Genomic DNA, 26939 nt, shown 5'->3' with positions numbered 1-26939 from the left:
AAGCTAAGCCTCACAGCGCCGATGGTACTGCAGGGGGGACCCTGTGGGAGAGTAGGACGCCGCCGAACAATCATTGCTGAAGAACCCCCATCCGGTTTCCGGATGGGGGTTCTTCGCGTTTCCGGGGACTTTCTTCCGGCTGCAGGATCCGCCCCCCGGGGGGCGGATCCGCGCGGGCTCAGTGCGGGTAGCGGTTGCGGATGGCCTCGGCGGCGTCGGTGCCGTCGAGCAGGGCGTGCAGGAGCGTGGTCAGCGTCTCGACGTCGGCCGCCGTCAGCCGGGCGGCCATCTCGGTGGTGAGGCGGGCGGTCGCGTCACCGAGCTGGGTGGCCAGGGTGCGGCCGGCGTCGGTGAGTTGGATCAGGACGGCGCGCCGGTCCTGCTCGTGCGGGATCCGGCTGACCAGGTCGCGCTGGACCAGGGAGTCGACGAGGCGGCTCGGGCTGCCCTGTTCGCAGACCAGCAGGCGCCCGAGGGCGGCCAGGGTGACCGGCTCGTGGCCGGCGAGGACGTCGAGTACCTCGGCCTGGGCGGGGGTGAGGCCCAGGTGGCGCAGGGCGTCCCCGAGTCTGCGGCTGCCTTCGCGCTGGGCGGCGAGGAGCAGGTAGCGCAGTTCGTCGTGCGGGGCCCGGGCGGTGCGGCTGTGGTCGGCGGTCACGGGCTGTCCTTCGTCTCGCTGGTCGGTTGACCGGGTGCGGCTTCACCCTATCAATGACACGGCATCGATGATGCAGCATCAATGTCACAACATCGATGACGAAGCATTGATGACACATCATCGATGTTGTGTCATTGTTGTCCCGTCATCGACCGCAAGCCCGTTCGGGCGGAAGGAGCACGACCCATGCGATCCGACTTCGTCGTCCTCGGAGCCACCGGCACCACCGGCAGCCTGATCGCCGGACACCTCGTCCGGCAGGGTGCCACGGTGACACTGGCCGCTCGGGACACGGCCCGACTGGCCTCGGCCGCAGCGGCGTTCGACCGCGGCGCGGTGTCGGTCCTGACCGTGGACCTCGCGGACCCCGCCTCCCTGGCCGTGGCGGCCCGAGTGGGAAAGGTGCTGGTCAACACCGTCGGTCCGTTCGCCCGGCTGGCCCCGCAGGTGGTGGACGCCTGCCTCGACGCCGGCACGGCGTACCTCGACCTCGCCAACGAGCGGACCGCCGTGCGCGCTCTGCTCGACCGGGACGCCGAGGCCCGCGAGCGCGGTGTCGCGCTGGTCACCGGGGCCGGTTTCGGACCGGCCGCCACCGAGGCGCTGGTGCTGGCCCTCCTCCGGCACGCAGCCGGGGACCCGGCGAGGGTGATCGTCGCCTCGGCCGCGACCAGCGCGTACGACACGGAGGGCGTCCGTACCACCGTCGCCGAGGCCGTTGCCGGGGGCGCCACCACCTACCGGGCCGGCGAGCTGGTCCGCACCCCGCTCGGCGAGGGTGCCACCGAGCTCACCTTCGGCGGCGCCACCCGGACAGTGATCCCGGTGCCGACCGGTGACGTCGAGGCGGCGCGGGACGCCAGCCGTGCGCCCGAGGTGACCGCGTACGCCGTACCGCGCGGTGGCGGCGGGGCGGACGGCCGCTCGCACGCCTACGCGGAACTCACCGACGCCGAGGGGCGGCGGCACGTCGCCGAGCTGAGCACGGGCGAGGGGTTCGCCTTCACCGCGGCCCTGGCCGCCGCGACCGCGACCGCGCTGTCGGACGGCCCGCAGCCGGGAGCCCGGACGGCGGCGCGACTGCTCGGCACCGAGCGGATCGCCGCCCTTCCCGCCACCACCGTCAGCGCCGTCGCCACCGTCAGCTCCGTCTCCACCCGGGGTCGGTGATCCCGATGACCGTCTTCTCGTCCTCCACGCTCACCGTGCACCGGCTGGGTGACCGCCTGGTCAACTTCTACCTCGTCGACACCGGCCCGGCCCTGGTGCTGGTCGACGCCGGACTGCCCGCGCACTGGGAGGGCCTGGTCGGCGCCCTGCGTGAGCTCGGCCGGCCGGTCACCGACATCGCGGCGGTCCTGATCACCCACGGCCACCCCGACCACGTGGGGCTGGCCGAGCGGGTCCGGGCGGCCTCCGGGGCCGACGTCTGGGTGCACGGGTCCGACGCACCGATCCTGACCGAACCGCGCAGCCTCAACCGGGTCTGGCGCCCCGAGCGCTCCATCCTCGGCTACACGGCCCGCCACCCGAGCGGTCTGCGGGCGCCGCTGCACCTGGCCCGCGGCGGGGCGCTCCGCACGCCGGCGGTCCGGGAGCTCCGCACGTTCACCTCGGACACCCGGCTCGACGTGCCCGGTCTGCCGCTCGCGGTGCACACCCCGGGCCACACGCACGGCAGCACCAGCTACCTCTTCCCGGACGCCTCCCTCGCCTTCACCGGCGACGCCCTCGTCACCAATGACGAAGTCGCCGGCCACGTCGGTCCGTGCGTCATCTGCCGGGCGTTCACCCAGGACAGCCGGGCGGCGCTGGCCTCGCTGGAGAAGGTCGCCGAGCACGAGATCGGCACCGTTCTGCCGGGTCACGGCGAACCCTGGCGGGACGGTCTGGCGGAGGCCGCCAGGCTGGCGGTGGCCGCCGGGATCCGTTAGGGCGTGGTGTCGCCGAGGCCCCTCATGACGGCGAGCCGGGCGGACCACTCGCGTTCGGCGACGACGAGGGCGCGCTCCAGCGTGTCGACGAGGACCGCCCGGCTCACCGACGCCACCGTCGGCTCGTGCCGGGGCTCGGCGCCCCGGGCGGCACCGCCGACCTCGTGCACCCGGCAGGCCAGGTGCACCCGGTCCCCGTCGGGGAACGCCAACGCCACCACCTGGTCGGTGCACTCACCCCACTCCAGGAACTCGCACCGGGCGAGTTCCGCCCCGGCCCCGGCGGCGGTTCCGGCGCCGTCGTCGTCGCGGTACATCCAGGTCTCGGCGAGGAGGAAGGACGCGGAGGGGGTGGTGAAGCCGACCGGCCGAGCGGTCGGTGTGCGGTGGCGGCCGAGTTCGCCCTTGAGCTTCTTGACCAGCAGCGGCGGGTAGAACGCGTTGTCCCACGTGTTCACATGGAGCCCGCCGACGAAGACGTCGACACACAGCAGCCCCGGGTCCCGTTCGATGTGGAACTCCAGACCGAATCCGGTCCGCGACCCGAACAACCCGACAACCTCCCCGGCCCTGGCGCGACTCCCGTCGCGGCCCGATCCTACTGATGGGCCTTCGACATGCGGCCGGGCCGGCCCGACCGACTCGGGGGCATCACCGCCCGGACTGCCGGCCGCCTCGCTGGGCCGGGGGAGCAGGGAGGCGGTGTGACGGTCGGAGCCGTCCGCCGACGGCTCCGTACCGGGGCGGACGCCCGGACCGCGGGCGGGACGGGCTACTTCGCGGGCGGGACGGGCTACTTCTCAGTGAACAGCAGGTCCTCGATGGGGCGGGTCATCCGCAGCGTGCCGCCGTTGGTGACCTCGACCACGTGCTGGAGGCCGACGGTGGGCGGCTTGGGCTGCTCGGGGAGGGTGAACTCGTCGGCGCCACCGGCCAGGAAGGCGGGCAGGCAGCCCAGTCCGGGGCCGAAGAGCCGGATGTAGTCGACGAGGCGGCGGAAGAGCTTCGGGAGCATCACGAGGTCTTCGGTGATCGATTCGAGGTTCTCGATCTTCGCGCCGCTGGTGGTCACGTCGTGCAGCCAGACGCTGTCGGGGGCCATGGCCGTGCGGGCCTGCCGGGCGGTGGCGGTGAGGTCGGCCCGTAGGAGGTCGGGCAGGCTCTGGTAGAAGGTGGGGTAGACCAGCCCGCGCGAGAGCAGGTGGTGGTTGACGGTCTCGTGCAGCATGTCGACGGTGACGTCCAGCCGGAAGCCGCTCCGCGCGGGCTTCGGCGGGTCCCCGACGCTCGGTGGGTCCCCGCGCCCGACGAGGGCCACGCAGCGGTGGAAGACGTCGGCGCCGCCGGTGAGGATGTAGCCCGGGACGGCGGCCGGCGTCGAGGCGGTCACCTTCTCGGTGTCGTCCTGCACGACGTCGGTGAAGCCCAGCCACTTCAGCAGTTCGTTGCGGGCGGCGTGGGCGCCGAGCCCGAGCGGCTGGTGGGCGAAGTCCGGCCCGACGCCCTTGTAGTGGGTCTCCAGGGCGTCGATCGCGTCCAGCCGCAGCGAGGCGCCGCCGTGCTCGTCGCGGTCGACCCGGTTGCGGCCCGGGACGTCGCACCAGAAGCCCGGGTCCTGCGGTAGGAAGTGGACGGTGTCGCCGTCGGGTCGGTCGTGGAGGACCTGGTACGAGCCGGTGATGAGGACCATGGACATTGTCTGCCTCCCGGATCTGACCGGACGCGGCTCGGGCCGGACGCCACCGCCGTGGTACCGGGGCCGAAGCTCCGTCCGTATGCGAAGGGCTCTGGCCTGGCGGGACCCCGGGTGGCGAATCCGGCGGCAGCCGTCCGCATCGCCCTCTTCCTCCACCATGCGCCCGTCCGGCGGTGGTGTCACGCCGGAGGGAGGCGCTCACGCACCGTGAGGGGCGGGTGGCGGCCGCCGTCGCCGGCCGGGAGATCGGACCCGCCGCGGCGGCGTTCGTCCTGGTCGCGACCGTCGTCCTGGGCGGTACGGTCTCCGGCACGTCATCGGCGGAGGTCAAGGCCGCCTGGGGCGGCCCGGGCCGGTGGGCCTGCTCCGGGCAGCCCGTCGACGCCGGGAACGTCATCACGGACCACGACGGCGCGGGCTGCGGCGGCATCGGCTCCTGGCAGCACGGCCTCCCGCATGACGGGATCTGGACCTGCTCGGGCTCCCCGGTGGTGGCGGGCTACGTGATCACCGGTCACATGCGGGTCGGCTGCGACGGTGCCGGCGCCTGGTGCCACAACACCGCCCGCGCGGGCCTGTGGACGTGCCCGGGTTCGCCCATCCCGCCCGGCTTCCGCTCCACGACCTACTCGGCCGGCGGCTGCAACGGCCTCGGCGCCCGGGTGCTCGCCCGCGCCTGACGGGCCGCGGGGCCGGCGGACCGGCGGACCGGCGGGTCGGGCGGGGCGGACGGGTTCGGGCGGTCCGAGGGCCCGGCGGCCCCGCGGGCACGGCCGCCGTCCCCGCGTCCGGATCCGGGCGCGGGGACCTGCCGTCCGGCGGGCCGACCTGGCTGACTGGCCGTCAGCGCAGCTTGTCGTAGGACCAGTTCGGGTCGCGCCCGGTGAGGGCCAGCAGCCGGTCCTGGGCGTCGGCGGCCGGGGCGTCGGCTACCGGCGGGTCGAACAGGCCGGTGCCGGCCAGGTTGCGGTAGCCCTGGAACTCGGTGAGCGCGTACGCGGCGGCGCCCGGCGGCATCCGGCCGCTCTCGCCCAGGGCCCGGGCCAGGTCCCAGCTGTGCACGACGGTCTCGGCGGTCAGCTCGCGGGCGTACCCGCCGGCGTCGCGCACCCCGTACGACAGGTGGACCAGCAGGTCCGGCGCGCCCGGCTGGTGCAGCGCGCGCACCGCGGTGTCGGCGGCCATCGTCCACACCCCGACGGGGTTGCGGCCCAGCACGTCGCCTTCGAACCGGCGGCCGATCGCCTCCGGGGTGTAGCCTGCCACCGCCTGGCAGACCCAGAGGTGCTGCGCGGCAAGGTGGTTCACGAGTGTGTGGACGTCCCAGCCCCGGCACGGGGTGGGTGCCGTCCAGCCGTCTTCCGGAACGGCCCGTACGAGGCGGGTCACCTCCGCCACGGCAGCGACGTAGTGTTCACGGACCTCGACGTGGAAACCGGGAGGATGCGGACATTCCATCGGAGGGCCTCCCTCCTGTCCTGCTCACTCTCAGTAAACCGCCACCGGGAGTGACTTGCCAGGTTTACGAGGGGCCGACCGCCGTGGGTGCCCGCCCGGTGGCTCCCCGTCAGCGGCCGCCCAGCTCCTCCAGCACGGCCCGGGCCGCGTTGTGCCCCGGGATCCCGCTGACCCCGCCACCGCGCACGGCCCCCGCACCGCACAGCAGGACGTTCGGGCGCTCCGTCGCCACGCCCCAGCGGGCCGCGGCACCGCCCGCCGCAGCGCGGGCGCGGTCCTCGTACCGGCCCCGGTCCCCGCCCTCGTCCTCGCCTCCGTCCCGGCCCGGGAAGGACGCCTCCCGGAACGGGAAGGACAGGTCGCGGTGGAAGATGTGGCCGCCCGGCAGGCCGATCTCCCGCTCCAGCTCCGGCGGCGTCCTGGCCTCGACGCAGGGGCGGCCGTCGGCGTCGGTGGCCAGGCAGTCCGCGATCGGCTCGGCCAGTACCGCGTCCAGCTGTGCCAGGCTCGCGGCCAGCGCCCGGTCCTTGGCCGCCGGATCGCCGAACAGGCGGGCGGGCATGTGCAGGCCGAAGAGGGTCAGCGTCTGAAGCCCCTGCCGGACGGCCTCCGGGCCGAGGATCGACGGATCGGTGAGGGTGTGGCAGTAGATCTCGGACGGCGGCGCCGAGGGCATCCGGCCGGCCCGTGCCTCGGTGTACGCGGTCGCCAACTGCCGGTAGCCCTCGGCGATGTGGAAGGTCCCCGCGAAGGCCTCGCGCGGGTCGGCGGCGGTGTCCCGCAGGCGCGGCAGTCGGCGCAGCACCATGTTGACCTTCAGCTGGGCGCCCTCGGGTGCGGGCCCCGGTTCGTCGCCCAGCAGCCGGGCCAGGACCGCGGGCGCGGCGTTCACCAGCACCCGGCGTGCCGCCACCGTCCCCTCGACGCCCCGGTCCGGGGACCGGTAGGACACCTCGGCGTCGCCGCGGCCGTCGCCGTCGCGATCGGCCGCGACGCCGGTGACCTCGTGCCCGGTCCGGATCTCGGCCCCGGCCGCCAGCGCCGCCTCGGCGAGTGCACCCGTCACCGCGCCCATCCCGCCCACCGGCACGTCCCAGTCGCCCGTGCCGTTGCCGATCACGTGGTACAGGAAGCAGCGGTTCTGCCGGAGCGACGGGTCGTGGGCGTGGGTGAAGGTACCGATCAGCGCGTCCGTCAGGACCACCCCGCGCACCAGGTCGTCCGCGAAGCTCCGCTCCACCGCCACACCCAGCGGCTCCTCGAACAGCGACCGCCAGGCGTCCTCGTCCGCGACCCGTCGGCGCAGCTCCGCGCGGGAGGGCAGCGGTTCGGTCAGCGTCGGGAACACCCGCTCGGCGACCCGCCCGGTCATCCCGTAGAAGCGCTGCCAGGCCTGCCACTCCCGGTCGCCGCCGGTCAGCGCCCGGAACGACTCCCGGGTCCGGCCGGGATCGCCCGCGTCCACCAGCAGGCCGGTCGGCTTGCCGTCCCGCTCGACGGGCGTGTACGAGGCGATCCGGCGCCGCCGCAGCTCCAGCCGCAGCCCGAGGTCCCGCACGATCTTCCCCGGCAGCAGGCTCACCAGGTACGAGTAGCGCGACAGCCGCGCGTCCACCCCGGGGAACGCCCGCGCGGACACCGCCGCCCCGCCCACCCGGGCCAGCCGCTCCAGCACCAGCACCCGCTGCCCGGCCCGTGCCAGGTACGCCGCGGCCACCAGCCCGTTGTGCCCGCCGCCGACGATCACGACGTCGTACCGCGAGGACGCGTTCGTGTTCATCCGGCCACGCTACGCCACATCGCGGACGCGCGGAACAGCGGTGCACGGCCCGGCCGGGCCCCTCGCCGGCCAGGACGTCGGTCAGGGCGCTCGTCACGTCGCTGGTCAGGTCGCCGGTCAGGGCATTGGTCGGGGAGTGGGGCGGTCGGCGAGGACGAGGCGCCGGGCGACGGTCGGGTGGTCGGGTCGGTGCGATGACGGCGTTCCGCCGGCGAGGCACGAGGCGCCACCACTCGGGCGCCGTCCGCGACCGGTCACGGGGAGGGCCGTCGCCGAACGGCGTGCGGACCGTGGTGATGGGCGCGGCGGCCGGTCTGCCTGAAGGTCTTTCCCCGGGTGCCCGACGACCCCACAATGGGGCGGGCGGCGCATGAGGGTGGGGGAACCGGGTGGAGTGGCTGCTGGGGATCGGCGGGGCGCTGTTGCTCGGCGTGCTGACCAATCTGGTGTACGACTTCGCCAAGTACGGCGGCTCGCGCATCGGTTCGCGTCTGCCGGCGCCGCGGGTCCGGCGGACGAGCCTGTCGGAGGCCGCGCGGGCGCACGACGTCCGGGCGGACGGGCTGGCGCCGCTGATCACCTGGTCGGCGTCCCGGCCGCTCACCCCCGGTACCTTGGTGACCTCGTACGACGGGCGGGTGGTGCGCCCGCACCGGCTGGACGCGGTCGGGTGGGCCGACGAGGTGGAGCGCCAGCGGGCCGCCGGGGCGGCGGGCCGCACGGCGTACGTCTCGCGGCTGACGGTCGATCACGGTGAGCACAGCGCCGCCCGGGTGTGCGAGGTGAGCATCGCCGAGAGCGACTACGCGGAGTGCATGGCCACCACCCGGCTGGGCCGGGAGGATCCGGAGGCGGGACGGCTGCTGCGCGAGGCGCTGGACGAGGGGCTGACGAGCTTCGTGGCGACGGCGCCGCCGACGATGATGAGCGCCTGCGTCGCGGTGCGGGACCGTGCGGGCCGACTGTTGCTGCTCCGTCGCTCGCTGGCGGTCCGGACCTTCCCGGCGCAGTGGACGGTCGGGATCAACGAGACCATGAAGTACCGGGACGAGCCGGGGGCCGCCGAGGACTTCTACGCGCTGGTCCACCGGGCGCTGGAGGAGGAGTTGGGGTTGCTGCCGGCGGACGTCGGGCCGACGGTGATCACCTGGCTGGGCTGGAGCGAGCCGGCTTCCTGCTACACGCTGGTCGCCACCGTCCGGGCCCGGCTGGACGCGGCCGAGATCGACCGCCGCCGCGAGGCCTGCCACAGCACCTTCGAACACGACATGGCCGTCTGGGTGCCGTTCAACCGCCGCTCGGTGTCCCAGCTGGTCGAGGGCGGCGTCTGCCCGGACGGCTCGCAGCGCTGGTCGTACCTGGCGCCACTGGTGGCGTGGGAGGCGTGGCGGGCGGCGCAGCAGGAGCGGGCGTAGGGCCGAGGCATGAGGGTGTCTCATGGGGCCTGGCCCATGAGGCCGACTCATGGACTTCCGGGCTTCCTCCTCTCACCATGAGCTTGCTTCGCGGGAGGGGTGGGGATGAGCGGACCTCATGGGGCGGTCACATGAGCGGAGCTCATGGCGTCGGCTCATGAGAGTTGCTCATGGCCCCAGGTCATGAGGGTTCCGCATGGTGCAGGCGTGCATGAGCGCACCTCATGCGCGTCCCCCATCAACGGATCTCATGGGCGCACCCCATGAGCGCACCTCATGCGCGCACCTCACGAGTGCGGCCCGGCGCTCACACTGCGGCGGGTTGCCAGTCCGCCGGCCCGCTCGCGGGGAGGTGGCCGGGCAGGCCCGGTGTCCAGCGCTTGGTGCCGTCCGGCAGGACGGCGAGTGCCTCGATGCCGGGTCGGCGGGCGGCCCAGGGGAGGGCGCGGTCGGCGCCCATGGCGAAGGCGGCGGTGGCCCAGGCGTCGGTGCGGGCGATGCCGGTGCCGGGGGAGCCGACCAGGGTGAGGGAGGCGAGGCCGGTGGCCGGGTGGCCGGTGTGCGGGTCGAGGACGTGCGCGCCGCGCTCGGCGGTGCCGGAGGTGGCCACGGCGAGGTCGCTGCCGGCCAGCACGGCGGCGAGCAGGCCCGGCTGCCGGGGGTCGGCGATGCCGATCCGCCACGGCCCGCCGCCGGTCTGCACGTCCCCGCCGCCGCTGACGCAGTACTGCCGGGCGCCGGAGGAGCGCAGCAGTGCGGCCGCCTCCTCGACCGCCCACCCCTTGACCCAGCCGCTGGGGTCGAGCCGTCCGCCGGCCCGTTCGCTGAACCAGCCGTCGGTCTGCGCGGCGGTCTCGCGGCAGGCGGCCAGGACGGTGGGGACGTCCGGATCGCAGTCGGCCAGGGCCAGTTCGCCCCGGCCGAGGCGGCTGATGTCGCTGTCCGGCCGGTAGGTGGAGAACACCGCGTCGATCCGGTGCAGCCGTTCGGTGATCCGTTCCAGCACGGCGGCCGTTCCCGGGCCCGGGTCGCGGACGGTGATCGAGAAGACGGTGCCCATCACGGGCTCGGCGTGGCGGAGCACGGTGTCTCAGCCCTTCGCCCGGTCGAGCGCGCTCTGCAGCGAGCGGATGTAGCCGTCGCTGGTGTAGGTCGCGCCGCTGACGACGTCGATCCGGGCGCTCTGCGCGGAGATCGCCTCCTGGTTGAGGACGGGCAGGGCGGAGGTGTTGATCTCGCGGTCGCGCCGCTCGGCGGTGGGGTACTTGACCACGTCGACGGCTGTGATCCGGCTGCCGTTGAGGGTGACCTGGACCTGCACCGGGCCGTAGCGGGTGTTGACGGTGTCGCCGCTGACCTTCCGGGTGGTGCCGGCGGGAGCGGACGCGGCTGCGGAGGCCGACGGCGCGGGCGCGTTCGACGGCTCCGACACGTCGGAACCGGTGGCGGTGTCCGACCCCGAGCCGATCACCGGGGCCGGCCCGGCCGCCTGGTGCGGTTTGAGGGAGAGCAGCAGCACCACCCCGGCGGCGGTGGCGGCGCTGGTGACGACGGCTCGGCGCATGGAATCGACGCTCCTCGGGGGTCGGGAAGGCCCGGCAGGACCGGACCGGGCTCGGTGGTGAGGTGGTGGGAGACGGCAGGAGGCTGCAGGAGGCGGCCGGGCTCAGAGCGAGAAGCTCTCGTGGTGGATGTGTCGCGCTCGGACCCCCGCCGCCCGCAGCGCGCGGACGGCCTCCTCGGTCAGGGCTTCCGGGCCGCACAGGTAGACGTCGTGCCCGGCGAGGTCCGGGACGAGCCGGGCGAGCGCGGTGCCGAGGTCGCCGACCTGGTCCCGGGAGCCGAGCAGCTCGTGCACGGTCGCGCCGCGCCGCCGGGCGATGTCGGCGAGCTCCGTGCGGAACAGCACGTCCTCCGGTCGCCGGGCCCGCTGGACCAGCGTCAGCTCGCCCGGCAGCGTCTCGAACAGGGCACGCAGCGGGGTGATCCCGACGCCCGCCCCGAGCAGCAGCACCCGGCGCCGGTGCAGCCGCCGCCCGGTGAACGCGCCGTACGGGCCTTCCGCGCGCACCTTGGTGCCCGGACGCAGGGCGGCGACCGCGGCACTGTGCCCGCCGAGGTCCTTGACCGTGAAGCGCAGGAACCGCGGGTGCGGCGGCGCGGAGAGCGAGTACGGGTTGGCGGCCCAGCGCAGGCCGGGCGCCTGGAACTGGAGGCGGAAGAACTGGCCCGCCTCGGCGCCGAGTTCGTCCAGCCGCTGCCCGGTCAGGAACAGCGACACCACGCCGGGGCCCTCCGGCCGTACCTCCGCGACCCGCAGCCCGTGCCGCCGGTCGAGCAGCCACGGGCGGGCCAGCCGGTACCAGCCGAGCAACGCCGCCGTGCCGAAGTAGAGCGCGTACCAGGCGGCCCGGCCGGGGCCGCCGCCGAGGTCGGCGCCGGTGGCCAGCTGGTGGGAGAAGGCGAGTGCGACCGCCAGGTACGTCGCAAGGTGCAGGTAGTACCAGGCCTCGTACGACAGGCGGCGGCGCGCGGCGCGGGCGGAGACCGCACCGGTGCCGAGCAGTGCCAGCGTGCCCAGGGTCGCCTTGATCATCTCGGGGTAGTGGAGGACGACCTCCACGCCCTCGCCGATCAGGCCGCGCCCGTCGGTCAGCGCGTAGCCCCAGACGACGGTGAGCACGTGCACCGAGACGGCGGCGACCAGCCAGCGCCCGCCGAAGGCGTGCCAGCGCGCCAGCCGGTCCGCGCCGACCCCGCGCTCCAGCGGCGGCAGCCGCGCCATCAGCAGGAGCAGCACCGGCGCGGCGTACCCCGCGAGCAGTCCGGTGATCCGCCCGGCGCCGGTCAGCCAGCCCGCCGCGCCGACGACCGCCGGGGTGCTCACCCACCACAGCGCCAGCACGCCGAGGGCGCCGACCGTGATCAGGCCGAGCGCGGGGGCCGGTTCCAGCGCGAACGGCGGGTGCGGCGCGGCCCGGTGCCCCCGGCCGGCGGGTGCCGGTCGCGGCCCGCGCCGGGGGTCGGGCCGCGACTCCGGTGCGGCGGCAGTGGTCATCGGGAACCTCCTCAGCGCCCGGCGGCGAGTGCCGCCGAGGCGACCACGATGGCACCGCAAGCTCTGAGCCGCCTCTGAACCGGACCGCCTCCCAGGCCCCCGCGCAGGAGCATCAGGCCAGGTCATGGCGGGTGTGCTGGTCTACGAACGGTTCTCCGGGGTCTCAGGGCTTTCTCATCGCGGCGGTGCAGAATGAACGCCGCCCAGCACGAGTCCGAGGGAGCAGCATGGACGACACCGCCGACCGCCCGGAGTGGCGTGTCCTGGTCGTCGACGACGAGCCGGATCTGGTCGAGGTGGTCTGCGGCGCCGTCCGCTACGAAGGCTGGCAGGCGCGCGGTGCGACCACCGGACTGGCCGCCGTCGAGGCCGCCGCGGCCTGGCGCCCGCACGCCGTGGTGCTCGACGTGATGCTGCCCGACCTCGACGGCCTGGAGGTGCTGCGGCGCGTCCACGCCGAGCAGCCCGAGGTGCGGGTGCTCTTCCTCACCGCCCGGGACGCCGTCGAGGAGCGGATCGCCGGCATCGCGGCGGGCGGCGACGACTACGTGACCAAGCCGTTCAGCCTGGCCGAGGTGGTCGTCCGGCTGCGCGGGCTGCTGCGCCGGGCCGCCCCGCCCGCCGCGTCGCACCGGCCGCCCGCGCACGCGCTGGTGCTCGGCGACCTCGTCCTGGACGACCGGGCCCGCGAGGTGACCCGCGGCGGCGAGACCGTCGAACTCAGCCCGACCGAGTACGCGCTGCTGGCCCACCTGATGCGCCACCCCCGCCAGGTGCTCAGCAAGGCCCAGATCCTGGACGCGGTCTGGTCGTACGACTTCGGCGGGCAGGCGCACATCGTCGAGCTGTACATCAGCTACCTGCGGAAGAAGGTGGATGCGGGCCGGAGCCCGATGATCCACACGGTGCGGGGCGCGGGGTACCTGATCAAGGCCGCGACATGAGCCCGCGCCGTCCGGCCGTCCGGCGCCGCCTGCGTCGCCCGACCGCCCCGACCGGCCCGCGCGGCAGCCGGCTCCGGCCCGTCCCCCGGACCCTGCGCGCCCGCCTGATCGCCGGCCTGCTGGTGCTGCTCGTCGTCACCTGCGCCGCCGTGGGCTTCGCCACCACCGCCGCGCTGCGCCACTTCCTGGTCGACCGCCTCGACCAGCAGCTCGCCGAGACCGGCGGCCGCTACGCCGCCAGCCTGGAGCACACCGGGCAGGGCGGCGGCCCCGACACCCGGGCGCAGACCCCGGGCACCCTCGGCGTACGGCTGCTCGGCGGGCGGGTCACCGCGGCGGGCGTGGTCGACGGTGATGCCGACGACACGGACGGTCCCGACGACGAGGACGACCGGATCACCTTCACGCCCGCCCAGCAGCGGGCGCTCGCCGCCCTGCCGGTCGGCGGCCGGGCCCGCACCCTCGACCTCGGCGAGGCCCAGGGCCACTACCGGGTCCGCGCGGTCGCCGGGCGGGACGGCGACGTGCTGGTCAGCGGCCTGCCGCTGCGTCCGGCCGAGGAGACCGTCCGGCGGCTGGAGGGCCTGGAACTGACCGTCTTCGCGATCGCCGTCGCGGCCGCCGGTACGGCCGGGGCGCTCTGGGTCGGCTGGTCGCTGCGCCCGCTGCGGCGGGTGGTGGGCATGGCCGAGCGGGTCAGCGCGATGCCGCTCGCCAGTGGCGAGGTCCTGCTGGCCGAACGCGTGCCGGACGACGATCCGCGCACGGAGGTCGGCCGGGTCGGCGCGGCGCTCAACCGGATGCTCGGCCACGTCGGCGACGCCCTGGCCCGCCGCCACGCCGTGGAGGAACGGCTGCGGGGCTTCGCCGCGGATGCCAGCCACGAGCTGCGCACCCCGGTCGCGACCGTGCGCGGCCACGCCGAACTGGCGCTTCGCCACCCCGGGGAGGTGCCGGCGCCGGTCCGGCACTCGCTGGAGCGGATCGACGCCGAGGCGCTGCGGATGGGGGCGATCGTCGAGGACCTGCTGTTGCTCGCCCGCCTGGACGCCGGCCGTCCACTGGCCGAGGAGGACGTGGACCTGACCCGGATCGCCCTCAACGCCGTGGCCGACGCCCGCGCCGCCGGACCGGACCACCGCTGGCGACTCGCCCTCCCGGAGGATCCGGTCGTGGTCCGCGGCGACGAGCACCGGCTGAGCCAGGCGGTGGCCAACCTGCTGGCCAACGCCCGGACCCACACCCCGCCCGGCACCGGGATCGAGCTGCGGCTGGAACGCGAACGAGTCGGCGGTCAGGTCGAGTTGAGCGTGACGGACGACGGCCCGGGCATTGCGCCGGAGCTGCTGGACCGGGTCTTCGAGCGCTTCGTCCGGGGCGACCGCGCCCGCTCGCGGGCCACCGGCTCGACCGGGCTCGGGCTGGCGATCGTCCGGGCCGTGGTCCGGGCGCACGGCGGCACGGTCGACGCGGCCAGCCGGCCGGGCCGTACGGTGTTCACCGTCCGGTTGCCGCAGGGCTCGCTGGAGCAGGAGCCGTGAGGGCCGTCGCCGTGCACGTCGTCGGGGCAGTCGTAGTGTCCGTCGTTGCGACGGTCGTCGCGGCAGTCGTCGCGTCCGCTGCGGCGGCCGTGCCGGTGTCCCTGCCCGCGGTGCCGGTGCGGAAGCGCAGGCGGTAGTCGGTCGGCGTGGTGCCGAGGCGGCGGCGGAAGGCGCGCACCAGGGTGTCGGTGGTGCCGAACCCGCAGGCGGTGGCGATGCGTTCCAGCGTGGCGTCGCCCGACTCCAGCTGGTGGCGGGCGAGTTCGACCCGGGCCGACTCGACGTACGCGCTCGGCGTGGTGCCCAGCTCCGTCTTGAAGATCCGGGTCAACTGCCGTTCGCTGACGTGGGCGTGGGCGGCGAGGTCCGGGACGGTGAGCCGCCCGGACAGGTTGCGCAGGATGTGGTGGCGCAGCTCCTCGATCCTGCGGGTGGTCGAGACCGGCTCCAGCGGGACGCTGAACTGGCTCTGGCCGCTCGGGCGCTTGAGGTACATCACCAGCTGGCGGGCGACGCGCAGCGCCAACTCCTCGCCGAAGTCCTCGGCGACCAGGGCGAGCGAGAGGTCCAGGCAGGCACTGATGCCGGCGCCGGTCCAGACCTCGCCCTCGCGGATGAAGATCGGGTCGGCGTCCACCTCGATCTCCGGGTACTCGTCGGCGAGTTGGTCGGCCGTGGACCAGTGCGTCGTGGCCCGCCGGCCGTTGAGCAGCCCGGCGGCGGCGAGCAGGTGCGCGCCGACGCAGACGCTGGCCACCCGGCGCGAGCGGGCGGCCAGCACCCGGACCCGCTCGACCACCGCCGGGTCGGTGACGGCGCGGACCCGGCTCCGCTCGTCCACCTCGACCGATCCGGGCACCAGCAGGGTGTCGATCCCGCCCTCGGCGGCCCGGTCGAAGGTGAGGTCGGGCAGGATCCGCACGCCCGCGGCGGTGGTGACCGGCGCCATGGTCTCGGCGGCGAGGACGACCCGGTAGCCGGCCGCGTCGCCGGTCTCCCGCCGGAGCAGCGCGAACACCTCGGGCGGGCCGGTCACGTCGAGCAGGTCGACGCCCTCGAAGAGGACGATGACGATCAGCCGCCGGACGGTGCCGGGGTCGGCCCCGACCGGAGCGGCTGACCCGGTGTCGTTCCCGTCACGGGTCTCGGTCTCGGTGTGCACGGCGGTCCCCTCGATGTCGGAATCTGCATGTTAGATGGCATTGCCGCCATGCGAGGGCCGCCCGTAGCGTTTTCCGGGCAGGGCGCACCACGCGTGACCTGCCGAAACCCGACTCCCTTCCCGACAACGAAAGGCGGCACCGCTGTGCCCACGACCACCCTGCGCGCCCTCAACGGACTCGACGAGAAGCCGGCCTCGCTCGCCGGTGCGACCGTGATCCTGGTCGACTACCAGAACACCTACGTGCGCGGTGTCATGGAACTGGACGGCTGGCAGCAGGCACTCGACGCCGCCGCCGACCTGCTCGCCCGGGCCCGGTCGGCCGGCGCCACGGTCATCCACGTGATCAACGACGGCGGCGAGGGCACCCCGTACGACGTCCGGGCCGAGATCGGGCAGATCCACCCGAGCGTGGCGCCCGTCGAGGGCGAGCGCGTGGTCGTCAAGCAGGTCCCGGACGCCTTCGTCGGCACCGAGCTGGGCGAGCTGGTCGACGCGGCCGGCCACCAGGACGTCGTCGTCGCCGGATTCATGACCCACATGTGCGTCACCTTCACCACGGCCGGTGCCTTCCTGCGCGGCAACCGCCCGACCGTCGTCGCCGCCGCCAGTGCGACCCGGCCGCTGCAGTCGGCGGGCACCGGGCTGACCGCCGCCCAGGTCCACCGCGCTGCGCTGGCGACGATCGGAGACCTGTACGGGGTGGTGGTGGAGTCCCCGGCGGACCTGGGCTGACCGGCTGGTGAGCCGACGGGCGGCGGGCGGGCCCGAGGGCAGCGGGACCGCCCGCGCCCGCCTGCCGCCCGCGCCCGCCGGTCGTCCCGTCCGCCACCGATCCGAGCCTGCCTCGTTGACCAGGCGGAGCACGGTGTCGGTCGGAGGGCGGGGCGCGGGCATGGCGGAGAGCGCGGCGGTCACGGGCCCGCCCGAGCTGCAGGAGTCGTACCGGGCCTGCGCGGCCGAAGTGGGCCGCGCCCTGCCGGCGATGCGGGCCGCCACCGAGGTACTGCCGAGCGGGCTGCGGCCGTACGTCGACGCGGTGAACGCCTTCGGCTGCCGCTCCGACCGGATCGCCGACGAGGGCCGACCCGCGGAGCGCGGGCGCCGCTTCGCGCGATGGCGGACCGACACCCTGGCCGAGCTGGCGTCCGGCCGCAGCGCTCATCCGCTGCGCCGGGCGTTCGTCGACACGGTGCGGCGGTGGGAGCTCGACCGGTCGCTGATCGAGGAGTTCCTGGCGGCCATGCAGTCCGACAGCACCTCCCCGCCCGCCATCGAGACCTTCGCGGACCAGCGGCGCCACATCCGGCGCATCGCGGGGACGATGACCGAACTCTGGGCCCCGCTGCTCGGCGCCCGTGGCCCCCGGGCGACCGCGGCGCTCTCCGCCCTCGGCGAGGCCTGCCAACTGGCGGATCACGTGCAGGACCTGCCCGCCGACCTCGCGCAGGGCCGCTGCCACCTGCCGCGCGCGGACCTGCGGCGCCTCGGGCTGGACCTCACCGATCTCGTGCGCGCCGCGCCGAGCCCGGCCCTGGACGAGCTGACGGAGGCCCAGCGATCGCACTGGCACACCCTCCTGGAGGAGGCCGTCCCCGCCACCTGGCTGGTGGCGGCGGAGTGCCGGCCGTTCCTGCACACGCTGCTCCTGGGCGTCCAACTGCAATACGACGAACTGACGTTGCTGCGCTCGCGGGTCCTGATCGAGGGCCTGGCGCCGTTGACCACCGACGGCGCCACACCGCACCGCCGCGTCGCCCGCCCTCCGGAGTACGACTGCCCTCCGGAGCACGCCCGCCCTCCGGAGCACGACTGCCCTCGGGCGCGCGACCGCCCTCCGGGGCACGACCGCGTCCCCGCCCACGTCGCGGTGATCATGGACGGCAACCGGCGCTGGGCCGAGGCCCGCGGACTGACCGCCCAGCACGGCCACCACGCCGGTCAACGGGCCGCGCTGCGCCTGGTCAACGCGGCGCTGCGACTGGGCATCCGACACCTGAGCATCTACGCGTTCTCGACGGAGAACTGGGGCCGCCCGCCCGAGGAGCTGACCGCGCTGTTCGACTCCCTCGCGGACGGCATCACCCGGAGCACGGAGGGGCTGCACGCGCTCGGCGTCCGGATCCGCTGGTGCGGCCGGCGCGACCGGATCGACGGGTCGCTCGCCTCCTCGATCGCCCTGGTGGAGAACCTGACCTCGAACAACGACGCCCTGACCCTGACGGTCTGCGCCGACTACGGCGGCCGGGAGGAACTCGTCACCGCTGCAAGGGCGTTGGCTGCAGAGGCGGCCGCCGGGACGATCCGTCCGGAGGCCATCGGCCAGGCCGACCTCACCCGGCACCTGTACGTCCCGGAGCTGCCGGACGTCGACCTGCTGATCCGCACCTCCGGCGAGCAGCGGATCAGCAACTTCCTGCCGTGGCAGCTCGCCTACGCCGAACTGCTCTTCGACCCGGCGCCCTGGCCGGACTTCGACCTCGCCCGGCTGCGCGACGCCGTCCGGGCCTACGCGGGCCGCGAACGCCGCTTCGGCGGCGCGCTGCCCGCCCAGGCCGGGACCGGCCGGGCCCTCACGCCCGCGCGGGGGGAGGGGTGTACACCCCCTCGGCCGTGACGTACGCCAGCACCGTGTCCACGGTGACCGGATGCGGGCCGCAGCTCGCGGTCAGCGCGTCCAGCACCTCCTGGGTGGCGCGCAGCGGTACCTCGCTGAGCCGGACCTTCATCGGCTGCCCGGCCGGCACCGGGTCCGCCGTCAACTTCCCCTCCGCCAGGCCGCAGCGGAACGCCGACCGGTGCCCCATGTCCGCGCCGCCGACCTCGCACCGGCCCGAGGCCAGACCGTCCTCGATCGCACCGGCCAGGTTCACCACCCGGAAGGTGCCCTCGGAGGTGCTCAGGGTGACCCCGCCGTCCAACGCACCCTCGCCGTGTGCCTTCGGCAGGTCCGTCGGGGAGGGGTCGCCCTCGGCCGAGCGCACCGGGAGCCGGACCGCGGTGCCCCGGTCGTCCCGGACCAGCCGCGCCGGAGCGATGGCCTCCACCACGGCCTTGTATCGGTCGAGTTGGGCCTGCGCCTCGGCCGTCCAGCGCACCTCCACCCAGCCCTCGGTGACCGTGCCCAGCCGTCCGGACTGCGCTGCTCGTCGGGTCTGCCCGGCCGGGCCGCCCTGTGCGCCGACCCGTGCACCCCGCCCGGCGCCGGTGCCACCGTCGGCGGCGCCGGCCGCCGTGGCCGTGAACTGTCCAAGCAGCGGGGCGGTCAGTGCCGCACCCAGCACCGTCCGTCGCGTCGTGCTCATCGCCCGTACCCGTCCTTCCCGGGCCGCTCGGCGCGGCCCCGGGAAGGATCATCCGTTCACCGACGAGTCCTGGCGTCCCCCCGGCCGCCCAAACCACCCGCCCGGGGGGAGCGGGGAGTGGACCCGGGGCTCCGCCCCCGTACGAGCGCCCCGGGTCCACTCCCCGCCGGGTGACCGGTCCGTCACCCGGGGCACCCGGCGGGGAGGGCGGTTCACGAGTCCGATCCTGACCGGGGGAGCGGGCGGCGGGCAAACGATTCGGTTCTCGCCGAACGGTCTTGCGGTGGTGCCGGTCCCGGGGCACGATCGCGCTCGTGCTGCGAATCCACTTCAGTAGGGACGACCTGACCCGGATCCGGGTCGCGGAGCGTCCGGACATGTCGATGGAGCTGTCCCTCAGCGTGCACGCCCTGGTGAGCGGCGTGCGCGACCCACGCTTCCAGAGCTGGCGGGACCACCTGCGGGCCTCCTGGAACCCGCGCACCGCGCTGCTCTTCGACCTCTACACCGCCACGGCGATCCCGGAGTTCCTCGCCGTCCGGCGCGACCCCGGTGCCACCGAGAGCGCCACCGCCCAGGCGCCCGAGGCACCGCTGCGCGAGCACCTGCGTTCGGTGAGCGGGGAACGGCAGTTGAGCGCCTTCGCCCGCGGGATCGCCGACGGCGACCGCCGGGCCAGGAAGCTGCTCGGCAACGTCACCGCCGACTACCAGACCCTCGCGATCGACCCCTACCGGCGGCAGATCGAGACCATCGTCACCACCGAGCACTGGCGGAGTCGCCGGCTCACCGAGCCGGACCAGGTGCTCGGATCCCTGCATCCGGCGGTGTGCTGGCGCCGCCCGGTGCTCAGCTTCCCGCTGGCCAACCGGTGCCGGCACGACGTACGGCTGGACGGCCGCGGACTGCTGCTCCAGCCCTGCGTGTTCGGCCCCCGCCGCCCCGTCATCGCCCGCTTCGAGGACCCGGAGCAGCAGCCGGTGCTCCTCTACCCGGCCCGGATCGGCGGACCCCTGCGCGCCGAGGCCGGGCCGCCCGCCCCCAGCCGCACCCTGACCGCCCTGCTCGGCCAGACCCGGGCCGCCGCACTGGAGGCCATCGCCACCCACGGGCCGTGCTCCACCAAGGAGTTGGCCGCCCGCCTGGACATCTCCACCGCCTCCGCCAGCGAGCACGCCACCGTCCTCGCCGAGTCCGGCCTCACGGCCAAGGACCGCATCGGCCGCACCGTCACCCACCGGCCCACCCCGCTCGGCGAGGCGCTCCTGGCCGGCCGCATCCCGTCCCCGGTCACGGGGCCCCCGGTCATCGGACCCGAGGCCGCCTGACCCGAGGCCGCCTGACCCGCAGCGCGTCGCACCGGTACCGCGCCGTGGAGCCCCGCGCCGTCCCGTCCTGACTCCGCCTCGTCCTGACTCCGCCGCCGGACGGCGGATCGTCGGTCAGGGCGCCGACTCCGCTTCCGAAAGCCCGCACCATGACCGAACTCCTCACCCTCGAAGCCCAGTTGCGTCTGGTCGGCGCCGCTCTTCCCGCCGTCGGCCTGGTTCACGCCGTGCTGCCCCGCGCCATCGGCTGGCCCGCCGACCTGAGCGGCACCACCCTGCTCACCCGTCAGGTCTCCTACGCCCACCTCTTCTTCATCGGCATGGTCTGCGCCCTCCTGGGCCTGCTCCCGCTCTGCCTGGCGCCCGACCTGCTCGCCGGCACCCGCCTCGGCACCGCCCTGCTGGCCGGTCAAACCCTCTTCTGGGGCCTGCGCTGGCTCTTCGAGTTCGCCTTCTTCTCCCCGGCGTTGTGGCGCGGCAACCCCTTCCGGACCATCGCCCACCTCGCCCTCTCCGTCCTCTGGACCTGGGTCACGGCGGTCTTCGCCACCGCCCTCTGGGCGGTCTTCTAGGGCCCACCGCACGCTGGGCGACCTGGGGCCCCGGCGAGCGCGCGACCGTCGACCCCCGTCGGCGCTCGCTCCTGTGCACCACGGCCGGGCCTGCCCGGCGGGGACGGCGACGGTGTGCAGCTCCACCACCCGTCGCTGCCGGGAACTGCCGAAGGGTGGTGCAGGGAGGCCGGAACGCGGCCGGCCCGGGGCGGGCGTCGCCCGGTCAGGGGTTGGCCGGGAGGGGCGGGGTGCGGCGGGGCTGGCGCGGGAGGGGGAGGGTGAGGGCCTCCGCGGAGGTGGGCGGGAGGGCGAGGGCGGAGGCGGTCTCGGCGGGGAGGGGGTGGAGGCCGAGGAGGGCGGTGGCGAGGCCGGTGGTGGCGCGGTGCCAGTCGGGGATGCGCTGGAGCATGGCGTGGCCGCTGCCGGTGACGGTGTAGCCGCAGACGCGGGCGCCGGCCGCGCGGCTGCGGGCGGCGAAGGCGCGCGTGTCGGCGGGCAGGGTGACGGTGTCGCGGTCGCCGTGCAGCATCAGCACGTTCCGGCCGGCCAGCTGTTCGCACGGGTCCTCGGCGGGGCACCACGGGGCGAGGGCGACCAGTCCGGTGACGGACGGGTGGCCGCCGGCCTGCAGCGCGGCGCGTCCGCCCATCGAGTGGCCGATCAGGACGGTGGGGACGGGGCCCAGCAGTGCGGACAGTTCGTCGAGCGCGGCGCGCGCGTCCCGGGCGGCGTCGGCGCGTTCGCCGTTCCAGCCGCGGTGCCGGTAGCGGACGGTGGCGACGGCCACGTCGGCGTCCGCCGTGGCCCTGGCCAGCGCGCGCAGGAAGCCGTGCATCCGCAGCAGGGGGAGGTTGATCCGGCCGGGCCGGGCGAGGTTGTGCTCCTCGCCGCCGTGCAGCACCAGGACAGCGGCCCGGGCCCGTTCCGGGCGGATCCGCCAGTGCAGCGCCCGGTGCCCCACCGCGCTGTCCGCCGCCGTACCGCTCACTGCCGCACCGTCCCGTCCGTTCCGCCCCCGTCGCCCGTCCCCCGGACCGCCACTGTACGCGTGCGGACCGCGGGACCGGTCACCCGAGGGGACCGTCCCGGACACCGGCGCCTCCGCGCCGGGAGGCGTCGGGCGGGGCGGGCCTCAGACCTCCAGGAGGCCCTGCTCCCGCACCAGCCAGCAGATCGCGGTGAGCCGCAGTACGGCGTAGTCGTAGCCGACCGGCTCCCGCCAGCCGATCTCGCTGAGCGCGTCCAGGAAACCCAGCGCGTAGTCCGAGAGTTCCGCACGGTCCAGCGGCCGGGGCGCGAGTTCCGACCCCTGCGCGTACAGCAGCTCGCGCAGCATCGAGGCGTGCTGGTCGACCGCCGCGACGAACCCGGGTTCGAAGGCGAACTCGGCCAGCCGCGGCGTGAAGGCCGTCACGATGCCGGGCAGCGGGCAGCCGGCCGGCTCGTCGGGGGAACGCCGGGAGTACTCGTCGGGGGTCGCGAACATCCGTCCACGGTAGGCGAGGCCGGGAGCGGGCGCGGACGGCCGTGACGGTTCCGTGCTGAGACCTTGGCCACCCGTGCGGAGGTCCGGTACGTTCCGTGGTTCGGCCGGTTCCCTGCGCTCACGACCGTGTGGTCTGTACCAGAATGGTCCGCATGGATCTTCGTATCTTCACCGAACCCCAGCAGGGCGCGAGCTACGACACCCTCCTGAAGGTGGCCCGCACCGCCGAGGAGCTCGGCGCCTTCAGCGCCTTCTTCCGCTCCGACCACTACCTGAAGATGGGCGACGTCGACGGCCTGCCCGGCCCCACCGACGCCTGGATCACCCTCGCCGGCCTCGCCCGCGACACCCGCACCATCCGCCTCGGCACCCTGATGACGGCCGCCACCTTCCGGCTGCCGGGCGTCACCGCGATCCAGGTGGCCCAGGTCGACGCGATGAGCGGCGGCCGGGTCGAGTTCGGCCTCGGTGCCGGCTGGTACGAGGCCGAGCACAGCGCGTACGGCATCCCGTTCCCGAAGGAGAAGTTCGGGCGGCTGGAGGAGCAGCTGGCGATCATCACCGGGCTGTGGAACACCAAGCTCGGCGACACCTTCGACTTCGCCGGCGAGTACTACACGCTGACCGACTCGCCCGCGCTCCCCAAGCCCGCCCAGGAACGGATCCCGGTGCTGGTCGGCGGCCTCGGTCCGAAGCGCACCCCGGCGCTGGCCGCCCGCTTCGCCGACGAGTTCAACCTGCCGTTCGCCTCGGTGGACGACTCCGCCGCCCAGTTCGGCCGGGTCCGCGCGGCCGTCGAGGGGGCCGGGCGCTCGGCCGACGACCTGGTCTACTCCAACGCGCTGGTCGCCTGCGTCGGCCGGGACGACGCCGAGGTGGCCCGCCGCGCCGCCGCCATCGGCCGCGAGGTCGACGAGCTGAAGGCCAACGGCCTGGCCGGCACTCCGGACGAGGTGGTGGAGAGGATCGGCCGGTACGCGGCCGTCGGCAGCGAGCGCGTCTACCTGCAGATCCTCGACCTGGACGACCTCGACCACCTGGAGCTGATCGCCTCCCGGATCGCCCCGCAGCTCGGCTGACGATCGCGGCCGGCCGGCTCCGGCTGCCCCTCGCGGGAGCAGCCCGGTCCGGCCGGGTGCGGACGGCTCCGGCCGGCGCCCGTCGGTGTCGGAAAGGTCCGGAAACGGGCCCGGTCCTGTCACCGCTCCGGTCGCCGGACCGCTCCCGGAAAGGGCCGTCCGTACCCGCTCCGACCTCCGCCCTTTACTCGCTCTTGGGAATGCGCCATGCTCCTGAGGAGGGAACGGCGGGGGGAGATCCGGTGAGCGGGACGAGAACGGCGCGGGTGGCGGCACCGGAGCTGCCGCCACCGCGCACCGCCGGGGAACGCGTCGTCCTGCCCCCGTCGCACGACCCGCCCGCCCTGCACGAACTGCGCGGACGCGGTCCGGCCGCCCTGCGCTACCCCGTCGGGGACCTGCTGGTCGTGACGGGTCTGCCCGGCAGCGGCAAGAGCACCCTGATGCGCCGCTGCGTCCGGGCCCCGCTGGTCGACTCCCAGCTGGTCCGCGAGGAGTACGCGGCCCGACTGCCCGGCCGTCTCCCGTACGCCCTCTACCGCCCGCTCGCCCGGCTCGCGCACTACCGCCGGCTGCGCCGCGCCGTCCTGGACGGCGGGGCGCTCGCGGTGCACGACTGCGGCACGCTGCCCTGGGTACGGGCCTGGCTCGCCCGCAGCGCCGCCCGCCAGGGCCGCCGGGTGCACCTGCTGCTGCTCGACGTCGACCCGACCGAGGCGCTGGACGGGCAGCTGCGCCGCGGGCGCGGTGTCTCGCGCTACGCCTTCGCCCGGCACCGCTCCGGTGTCGAGCGGCTTCGGCGGCGGATCCTCGGGGCCGGCCGGCTGCCGGCCGGGTGTGCGTCGGCCGTGGTACTCGACCGGACCGCCGCGCGCGCCCTGCGGGAGATCGACTTCACGGCGTCGTAGTCTCGGCGAGTCCGCGCCGGGCCTCGCGCCGGCGGGTCCGGCCGGAGCGCGCCCGGGCGCGGCCGAGACCCCGTCGACTCCCCCCGTCAGGAGCGCAGATGCGCCGTACTGCCCGGGTGCGCTCGCGTGCCCCCCGCCTGTTCCCCTGCGCCGCCGCACTGGTCACCGCCGCCGGGCTGAGCCAGTTCGCGGCACCGGCGCCGCCGCGCGCGGTTGCCGTCGCCCCGACGACCGCCTGCGACGGCACCGCCCAGGCGGACGCCCTCACGGACACGGGCGACGGCACGCGCGACGGCGCGGGCGACGGGGTGGCCGCGCGGAAGCCGGCGGGCAGCCAGACGGGGAAGGACCCGAACGCCGTCAGCACCGCCCGGGCCCGGGCGATGCAGGCCGACCTCGACGACCGGCTCGCCGCCCTCGGCGCCGCCCGCACCCGGATCGGTGCCCCGACCACCGTGCCGGTCTTCGTCCACGTGATCCACGCCGGTGACGCCGGGAAGCTGGACGACGGCGCCGTCGCCGCCCAGATCGACCACCTCAACGCCACCTACGGCGGCCAGGGCGCGGGCAACACCCCCACCCCGTTCCACTTCGAGCTGGCCGGCACCGACCGCACCGACAACGCCTCCTGGTACACCGGCATGACGCCCGGTTCGACCGCCGAGCGCGCGATGAAGACCGCCCTGCGCAAGGGCGGCCAGGGCGCCCTCAACCTCTACACCGCCCGGCTCGGCCAGTCCCTGCTCGGCTGGTCGACCTTCCCCGACACGTACCGGTCGAACCCGACCGACGACGGTGTGGTCGTGCTCGACGCCTCACTGCCCGGCGGCGGCGCCACCCACTACGACGAGGGCAACACCGCCACGCACGAGATCGGCCACTGGCTCGGCCTCCTCCACACCTTCCAGGGCGGCTGCCTGACCCCGGGCGACTACGTGGACGACACCCCGGCCGAGCGCAGCGCCACCTTCGGCTGCCCCGAGGGCCGCGACACCTGCCCCACCGCGGGGCTCGACCCGATCCACAACTACATGGACTACGCCTACGACTCCTGCATGAGCCAGTTCACCCCCGGGCAGGTCCAGCGGATGGCGAACTCCTGGGCTGCGTACCGCAGTTGAACCAGCCGTAGCCACAGTCGTAGCCGCGGCTCGGTGGCCGCCCGCACAGGATTCGAATGCGCCACGCCGCTGTCGGTGTGGCAGATATCGGCTGTATGTCCGATTTGATCTATGTTCGTACGGTCGGGACCGGCCAGGAGCAACCGAAGGAGCAAGGCCATGCGTGCCATTCCCCGGATCGTCGTCGGCGTCGACGGGTCGCCCGCCTCGGAGCAGGCGCTGCAGTGGGCGGTCGACTACGCCGAGGCCGTCGGCGGGACGATCGACGCGATCGCGGCCTGGGAGTACCCCGCCTTCTACGGTTGGGCCGGGCAGGGCGTGCCGAACCTCGAAGTCGTCAACCCCGAGGAACTCGCCGGCAAGACCCTCTCCGCGACCGTCACCAAGGTCGTCGGCACCGCCCCGGCCGTGCAGATCAGCGAGCGCGTGATTCCCGGCAACGCCGCCCGGGCCCTGTTGGAAGCCGCCGCGGGCGCGGCGCTGGTCGTCGTCGGCAGCCGCGGCCTCGGCGGGTTCTCCGGCGTGCTGCTCGGCTCGGTCAGCCGCCACCTGACCGAGCACGCGCCGTGCCCGGTCGTCGTCGTCCGCGAGCGGCACGCCGCATCGGAGTAGTGCGACGGGGGACGGTGACCCGCCGGGCCGCCGCGCGGACCAGAATGGAGGCATGCCAGAAGGTGACTCCGTCTACCGCGAGGCGGCCCGGCTCCGCGAGGCCCTCGCCGGACAACTGCTGACCAGCGCCGACCTGCGGGTGCCCGCCCACGCCACCGCCGACCTCGCCGGCCGCCGGGTGCTGGAGGTCGCCCCGCGCGGCAAGCACCTGCTCACCCGCCTCGAAGGCGGTCTGACCCTGCACACCCACCTGCGGATGGAGGGCCGCTGGGAGGTCTACCGCCCCGGCGAACAGTGGAGCGGCGGCCCCGACTGGCAGATCCGCGCGGTCCTCGGCTCCGAACGGGGCACCGCCGTCGGCTACCGGCTGCCCGTGGTCGAGCTGCTGCGCACCGCCGACGAACGGCGGATCGTCGGCCACCTCGGCCCGGACCTGCTCGGCCCCGACTGGGACCCGGTCGAGGCCGTCCGCCGGCTCCTCGCCCGCCCGAGCCGCCCGGTGATCGAGGCCCTGCTCGACCAGCGCAACCTGGCCGGGATCGGCAACGTCTACGCCAACGAGCTGTGCTTCGTGGCCGGCGTGACGCCGTGGACCGAGGTCGGCGAACTCCCGCACCCCGACCGGCTGGTGGAGCGCGCCCGGCAGATGCTGGAGGCCAACAAGCTGCGCCCCGGCCACATCACCACCGGCGACACCAGGCCCGGCCACCAGCACTGGGTCTACGGCCGGGCCGGACGGCCCTGCCCGCGCTGCGTCACCCCGGTGGTGAGCGGGCGTCAGGGCGCGCCCCCGAGGGACCGGGCGGTGTACTGGTGCCCGTACTGCCAGCGCGGCCCCGCCCCGGTCGGCGCCCGGTCCGGCCGGGGAAGAGCGCCGGGGCGCTGAGCCCCGGCCCGCAG

27 protein-coding genes and 1 rRNA gene are annotated in these 26939 nt (G+C 75.0%); 16 read left to right on the top strand and 12 right to left on the bottom strand.

What is annotated here, in order from left to right:
• A 5S ribosomal RNA gene (gene rrf / locus ACZ7KX_RS30945) occupies positions 1–68 on the top strand; the annotation flags it as partial.
• Between the two features lie 110 nt (positions 69–178).
• Here rrf and ACZ7KX_RS30940 read toward each other — a convergent pair.
• Positions 179–658 carry a MarR family winged helix-turn-helix transcriptional regulator gene (locus ACZ7KX_RS30940; protein WP_470329350.1) on the bottom strand — a complete coding sequence of 160 codons (480 nt, stop codon included), beginning with the start codon at positions 656–658 and terminating at the stop codon, positions 179–181.
• 186 nt (positions 659–844) lie between these two features.
• Here ACZ7KX_RS30940 and ACZ7KX_RS30935 point away from each other — a divergent pair, with 186 nt between their 5' ends.
• Together ACZ7KX_RS30935 and ACZ7KX_RS30930 are read left to right on the top strand one after the other, a co-directional pair.
• Complete coding sequence (locus tag ACZ7KX_RS30935) at positions 845–1828, top strand: saccharopine dehydrogenase NADP-binding domain-containing protein (protein WP_470329349.1); 984 nt, start codon at positions 845–847, stop codon at positions 1826–1828.
• 5 nt (positions 1829–1833) lie between these two features.
• Positions 1834–2592, top strand: coding sequence for an MBL fold metallo-hydrolase (locus tag ACZ7KX_RS30930; protein WP_470329348.1), 759 nt, complete (start codon positions 1834–1836; stop codon positions 2590–2592).
• Here ACZ7KX_RS30930 and ACZ7KX_RS30925 read toward each other — a convergent pair.
• Positions 2589–3143 (bottom strand): hypothetical protein, encoded by a 555-nt coding sequence (locus tag ACZ7KX_RS30925; protein ID WP_470329347.1) that lies wholly within the window; start codon positions 3141–3143, stop codon positions 2589–2591. The genes ACZ7KX_RS30930 and ACZ7KX_RS30925 overlap by 4 nt on opposite strands.
• Positions 3144–3385: 242 nt before the next feature.
• A complete protein-coding gene (locus ACZ7KX_RS30920; protein WP_470329346.1) occupies positions 3386–4288 on the bottom strand; it encodes a nuclease in 903 nt (300 codons plus the stop codon).
• Between the two features lie 218 nt (positions 4289–4506).
• Here ACZ7KX_RS30920 and ACZ7KX_RS30915 point away from each other — a divergent pair, with 218 nt between their 5' ends.
• On the top strand, positions 4507–4968 hold the full coding sequence (locus tag ACZ7KX_RS30915) for a hypothetical protein (protein ID WP_470329345.1): 462 nt from the start codon (positions 4507–4509) through the stop codon (positions 4966–4968).
• A gap of 163 nt (positions 4969–5131) precedes the next feature.
• Here ACZ7KX_RS30915 and ACZ7KX_RS30910 read toward each other — a convergent pair whose 3' ends face one another.
• Both ACZ7KX_RS30910 and ACZ7KX_RS30905 read right to left on the bottom strand, forming a co-directional pair.
• Entirely contained in the window at positions 5132–5746 is a 615-nt protein-coding gene (locus ACZ7KX_RS30910) for a TIGR03086 family metal-binding protein (protein ID WP_350521072.1), read from the bottom strand.
• Between the two features lie 109 nt (positions 5747–5855).
• Entirely contained in the window at positions 5856–7526 is a 1671-nt protein-coding gene (locus tag ACZ7KX_RS30905; RefSeq protein ID WP_470329344.1) for a phytoene desaturase family protein, read from the bottom strand.
• 389 nt (positions 7527–7915) lie between these two features.
• Between ACZ7KX_RS30905 and ACZ7KX_RS30900 the strand changes: the two genes are divergently transcribed.
• The gene (locus ACZ7KX_RS30900) at positions 7916–8941 is read left to right on the top strand and encodes a hypothetical protein (RefSeq protein ID WP_470329343.1); all 1026 of its coding nucleotides are present in this window, start codon (positions 7916–7918) and stop codon (positions 8939–8941) included.
• 307 nt (positions 8942–9248) lie between these two features.
• On the opposite strand, the gene ACZ7KX_RS30895 is transcribed toward ACZ7KX_RS30900, so the two are convergent.
• From ACZ7KX_RS30895 to ACZ7KX_RS30885, 3 genes are all read right to left on the bottom strand, one after another.
• Entirely contained in the window at positions 9249–10001 is a 753-nt protein-coding gene (locus ACZ7KX_RS30895) for an FAD:protein FMN transferase (protein ID WP_470329357.1), read from the bottom strand.
• A gap of 30 nt (positions 10002–10031) precedes the next feature.
• A complete protein-coding gene (locus ACZ7KX_RS30890) occupies positions 10032–10505 on the bottom strand; it encodes an FMN-binding protein (protein ID WP_470329342.1) in 474 nt (157 codons plus the stop codon).
• A gap of 102 nt (positions 10506–10607) precedes the next feature.
• On the bottom strand, positions 10608–11999 hold the full coding sequence (locus ACZ7KX_RS30885) for a ferredoxin reductase family protein (RefSeq protein ID WP_470329341.1): 1392 nt from the start codon (positions 11997–11999) through the stop codon (positions 10608–10610).
• 227 nt (positions 12000–12226) lie between these two features.
• Here ACZ7KX_RS30885 and ACZ7KX_RS30880 point away from each other — a divergent pair, with 227 nt between their 5' ends.
• Positions 12227–12943 carry a response regulator transcription factor gene (locus ACZ7KX_RS30880; protein ID WP_402803032.1) on the top strand — a complete coding sequence of 239 codons (717 nt, stop codon included), beginning with the start codon at positions 12227–12229 and terminating at the stop codon, positions 12941–12943.
• The gene (locus ACZ7KX_RS30875) at positions 12940–14484 is read left to right on the top strand and encodes a sensor histidine kinase (protein WP_470329340.1); all 1545 of its coding nucleotides are present in this window, start codon (positions 12940–12942) and stop codon (positions 14482–14484) included. Before ACZ7KX_RS30880 ends, ACZ7KX_RS30875 begins: the two co-directional genes overlap by 4 nt.
• On the opposite strand, the gene ACZ7KX_RS30870 is transcribed toward ACZ7KX_RS30875, so the two are convergent.
• The gene (locus ACZ7KX_RS30870) at positions 14441–15562 is read right to left on the bottom strand and encodes a GlxA family transcriptional regulator (RefSeq protein ID WP_470329356.1); all 1122 of its coding nucleotides are present in this window, start codon (positions 15560–15562) and stop codon (positions 14441–14443) included. The two genes, ACZ7KX_RS30875 and ACZ7KX_RS30870, sit on opposite strands and share 44 nt — an antisense overlap.
• 228 nt (positions 15563–15790) lie before the next feature.
• On the opposite strand from ACZ7KX_RS30870, the gene ACZ7KX_RS30865 reads away from it, so the two are divergent.
• Positions 15791–16381, top strand: coding sequence for an isochorismatase family protein (locus ACZ7KX_RS30865; protein WP_470329339.1), 591 nt, complete (start codon positions 15791–15793; stop codon positions 16379–16381).
• 160 nt (positions 16382–16541) lie between these two features.
• Positions 16542–18263, top strand: a complete 1722-nt coding sequence (gene uppS, locus ACZ7KX_RS30860) for a polyprenyl diphosphate synthase (RefSeq protein ID WP_470329338.1) — start codon at positions 16542–16544, stop codon at positions 18261–18263.
• Here the strand turns inward: uppS and ACZ7KX_RS30855 are convergent.
• On the bottom strand, positions 18220–18951 hold the full coding sequence (locus ACZ7KX_RS30855) for a hypothetical protein (RefSeq protein ID WP_470329337.1): 732 nt from the start codon (positions 18949–18951) through the stop codon (positions 18220–18222). The genes uppS and ACZ7KX_RS30855 overlap by 44 nt on opposite strands.
• A gap of 314 nt (positions 18952–19265) precedes the next feature.
• On the opposite strand from ACZ7KX_RS30855, the gene ACZ7KX_RS30850 reads away from it, so the two are divergent.
• Positions 19266–20279 (top strand): ArsR/SmtB family transcription factor, encoded by a 1014-nt coding sequence (locus ACZ7KX_RS30850; RefSeq protein WP_470329336.1) that lies wholly within the window; start codon positions 19266–19268, stop codon positions 20277–20279.
• Positions 20280–20428: 149 nt separating this feature from the next.
• Complete coding sequence (locus ACZ7KX_RS30845) at positions 20429–20851, top strand: hypothetical protein (RefSeq protein WP_470329335.1); 423 nt, start codon at positions 20429–20431, stop codon at positions 20849–20851.
• Positions 20852–21056: 205 nt separating this feature from the next.
• Here ACZ7KX_RS30845 and ACZ7KX_RS30840 read toward each other — a convergent pair whose 3' ends face one another.
• Both ACZ7KX_RS30840 and ACZ7KX_RS30835 read right to left on the bottom strand, forming a co-directional pair.
• On the bottom strand, positions 21057–21821 hold the full coding sequence (locus ACZ7KX_RS30840) for an alpha/beta fold hydrolase (protein ID WP_470329334.1): 765 nt from the start codon (positions 21819–21821) through the stop codon (positions 21057–21059).
• A gap of 144 nt (positions 21822–21965) precedes the next feature.
• A complete protein-coding gene (locus ACZ7KX_RS30835; RefSeq protein WP_470329333.1) occupies positions 21966–22319 on the bottom strand; it encodes a DUF6401 family natural product biosynthesis protein in 354 nt (117 codons plus the stop codon).
• 152 nt (positions 22320–22471) lie between these two features.
• Between ACZ7KX_RS30835 and ACZ7KX_RS30830 the strand changes: the two genes are divergently transcribed.
• The 5 genes from ACZ7KX_RS30830 to ACZ7KX_RS30810 all read left to right on the top strand — a co-directional run bounded on the left by ACZ7KX_RS30830 (position 22472) and on the right by ACZ7KX_RS30810 (position 26925).
• The gene (locus ACZ7KX_RS30830; protein ID WP_470329332.1) at positions 22472–23398 is read left to right on the top strand and encodes an LLM class F420-dependent oxidoreductase; all 927 of its coding nucleotides are present in this window, start codon (positions 22472–22474) and stop codon (positions 23396–23398) included.
• A 200-nt stretch (positions 23399–23598) separates the two neighbouring features.
• The gene (locus ACZ7KX_RS30825; protein WP_470329331.1) at positions 23599–24306 is read left to right on the top strand and encodes an AAA family ATPase; all 708 of its coding nucleotides are present in this window, start codon (positions 23599–23601) and stop codon (positions 24304–24306) included.
• Positions 24307–24404: 98 nt separating this feature from the next.
• Positions 24405–25427 carry a zinc metalloprotease gene (locus ACZ7KX_RS30820; protein ID WP_470329330.1) on the top strand — a complete coding sequence of 341 codons (1023 nt, stop codon included), beginning with the start codon at positions 24405–24407 and terminating at the stop codon, positions 25425–25427.
• Between the two features lie 159 nt (positions 25428–25586).
• Positions 25587–26039 (top strand): universal stress protein, encoded by a 453-nt coding sequence (locus tag ACZ7KX_RS30815; RefSeq protein ID WP_470329329.1) that lies wholly within the window; start codon positions 25587–25589, stop codon positions 26037–26039.
• A 52-nt stretch (positions 26040–26091) separates the two neighbouring features.
• Complete coding sequence (locus ACZ7KX_RS30810; protein WP_470329328.1) at positions 26092–26925, top strand: DNA-formamidopyrimidine glycosylase family protein; 834 nt, start codon at positions 26092–26094, stop codon at positions 26923–26925.
• The last annotated feature ends 14 nt before the right edge of the window (positions 26926–26939 follow it).

This window comes from Kitasatospora sp. NPDC038210 (assembly GCF_055600605.1).
This window is presented reverse-complemented; position numbering and strand designations above follow the sequence as displayed.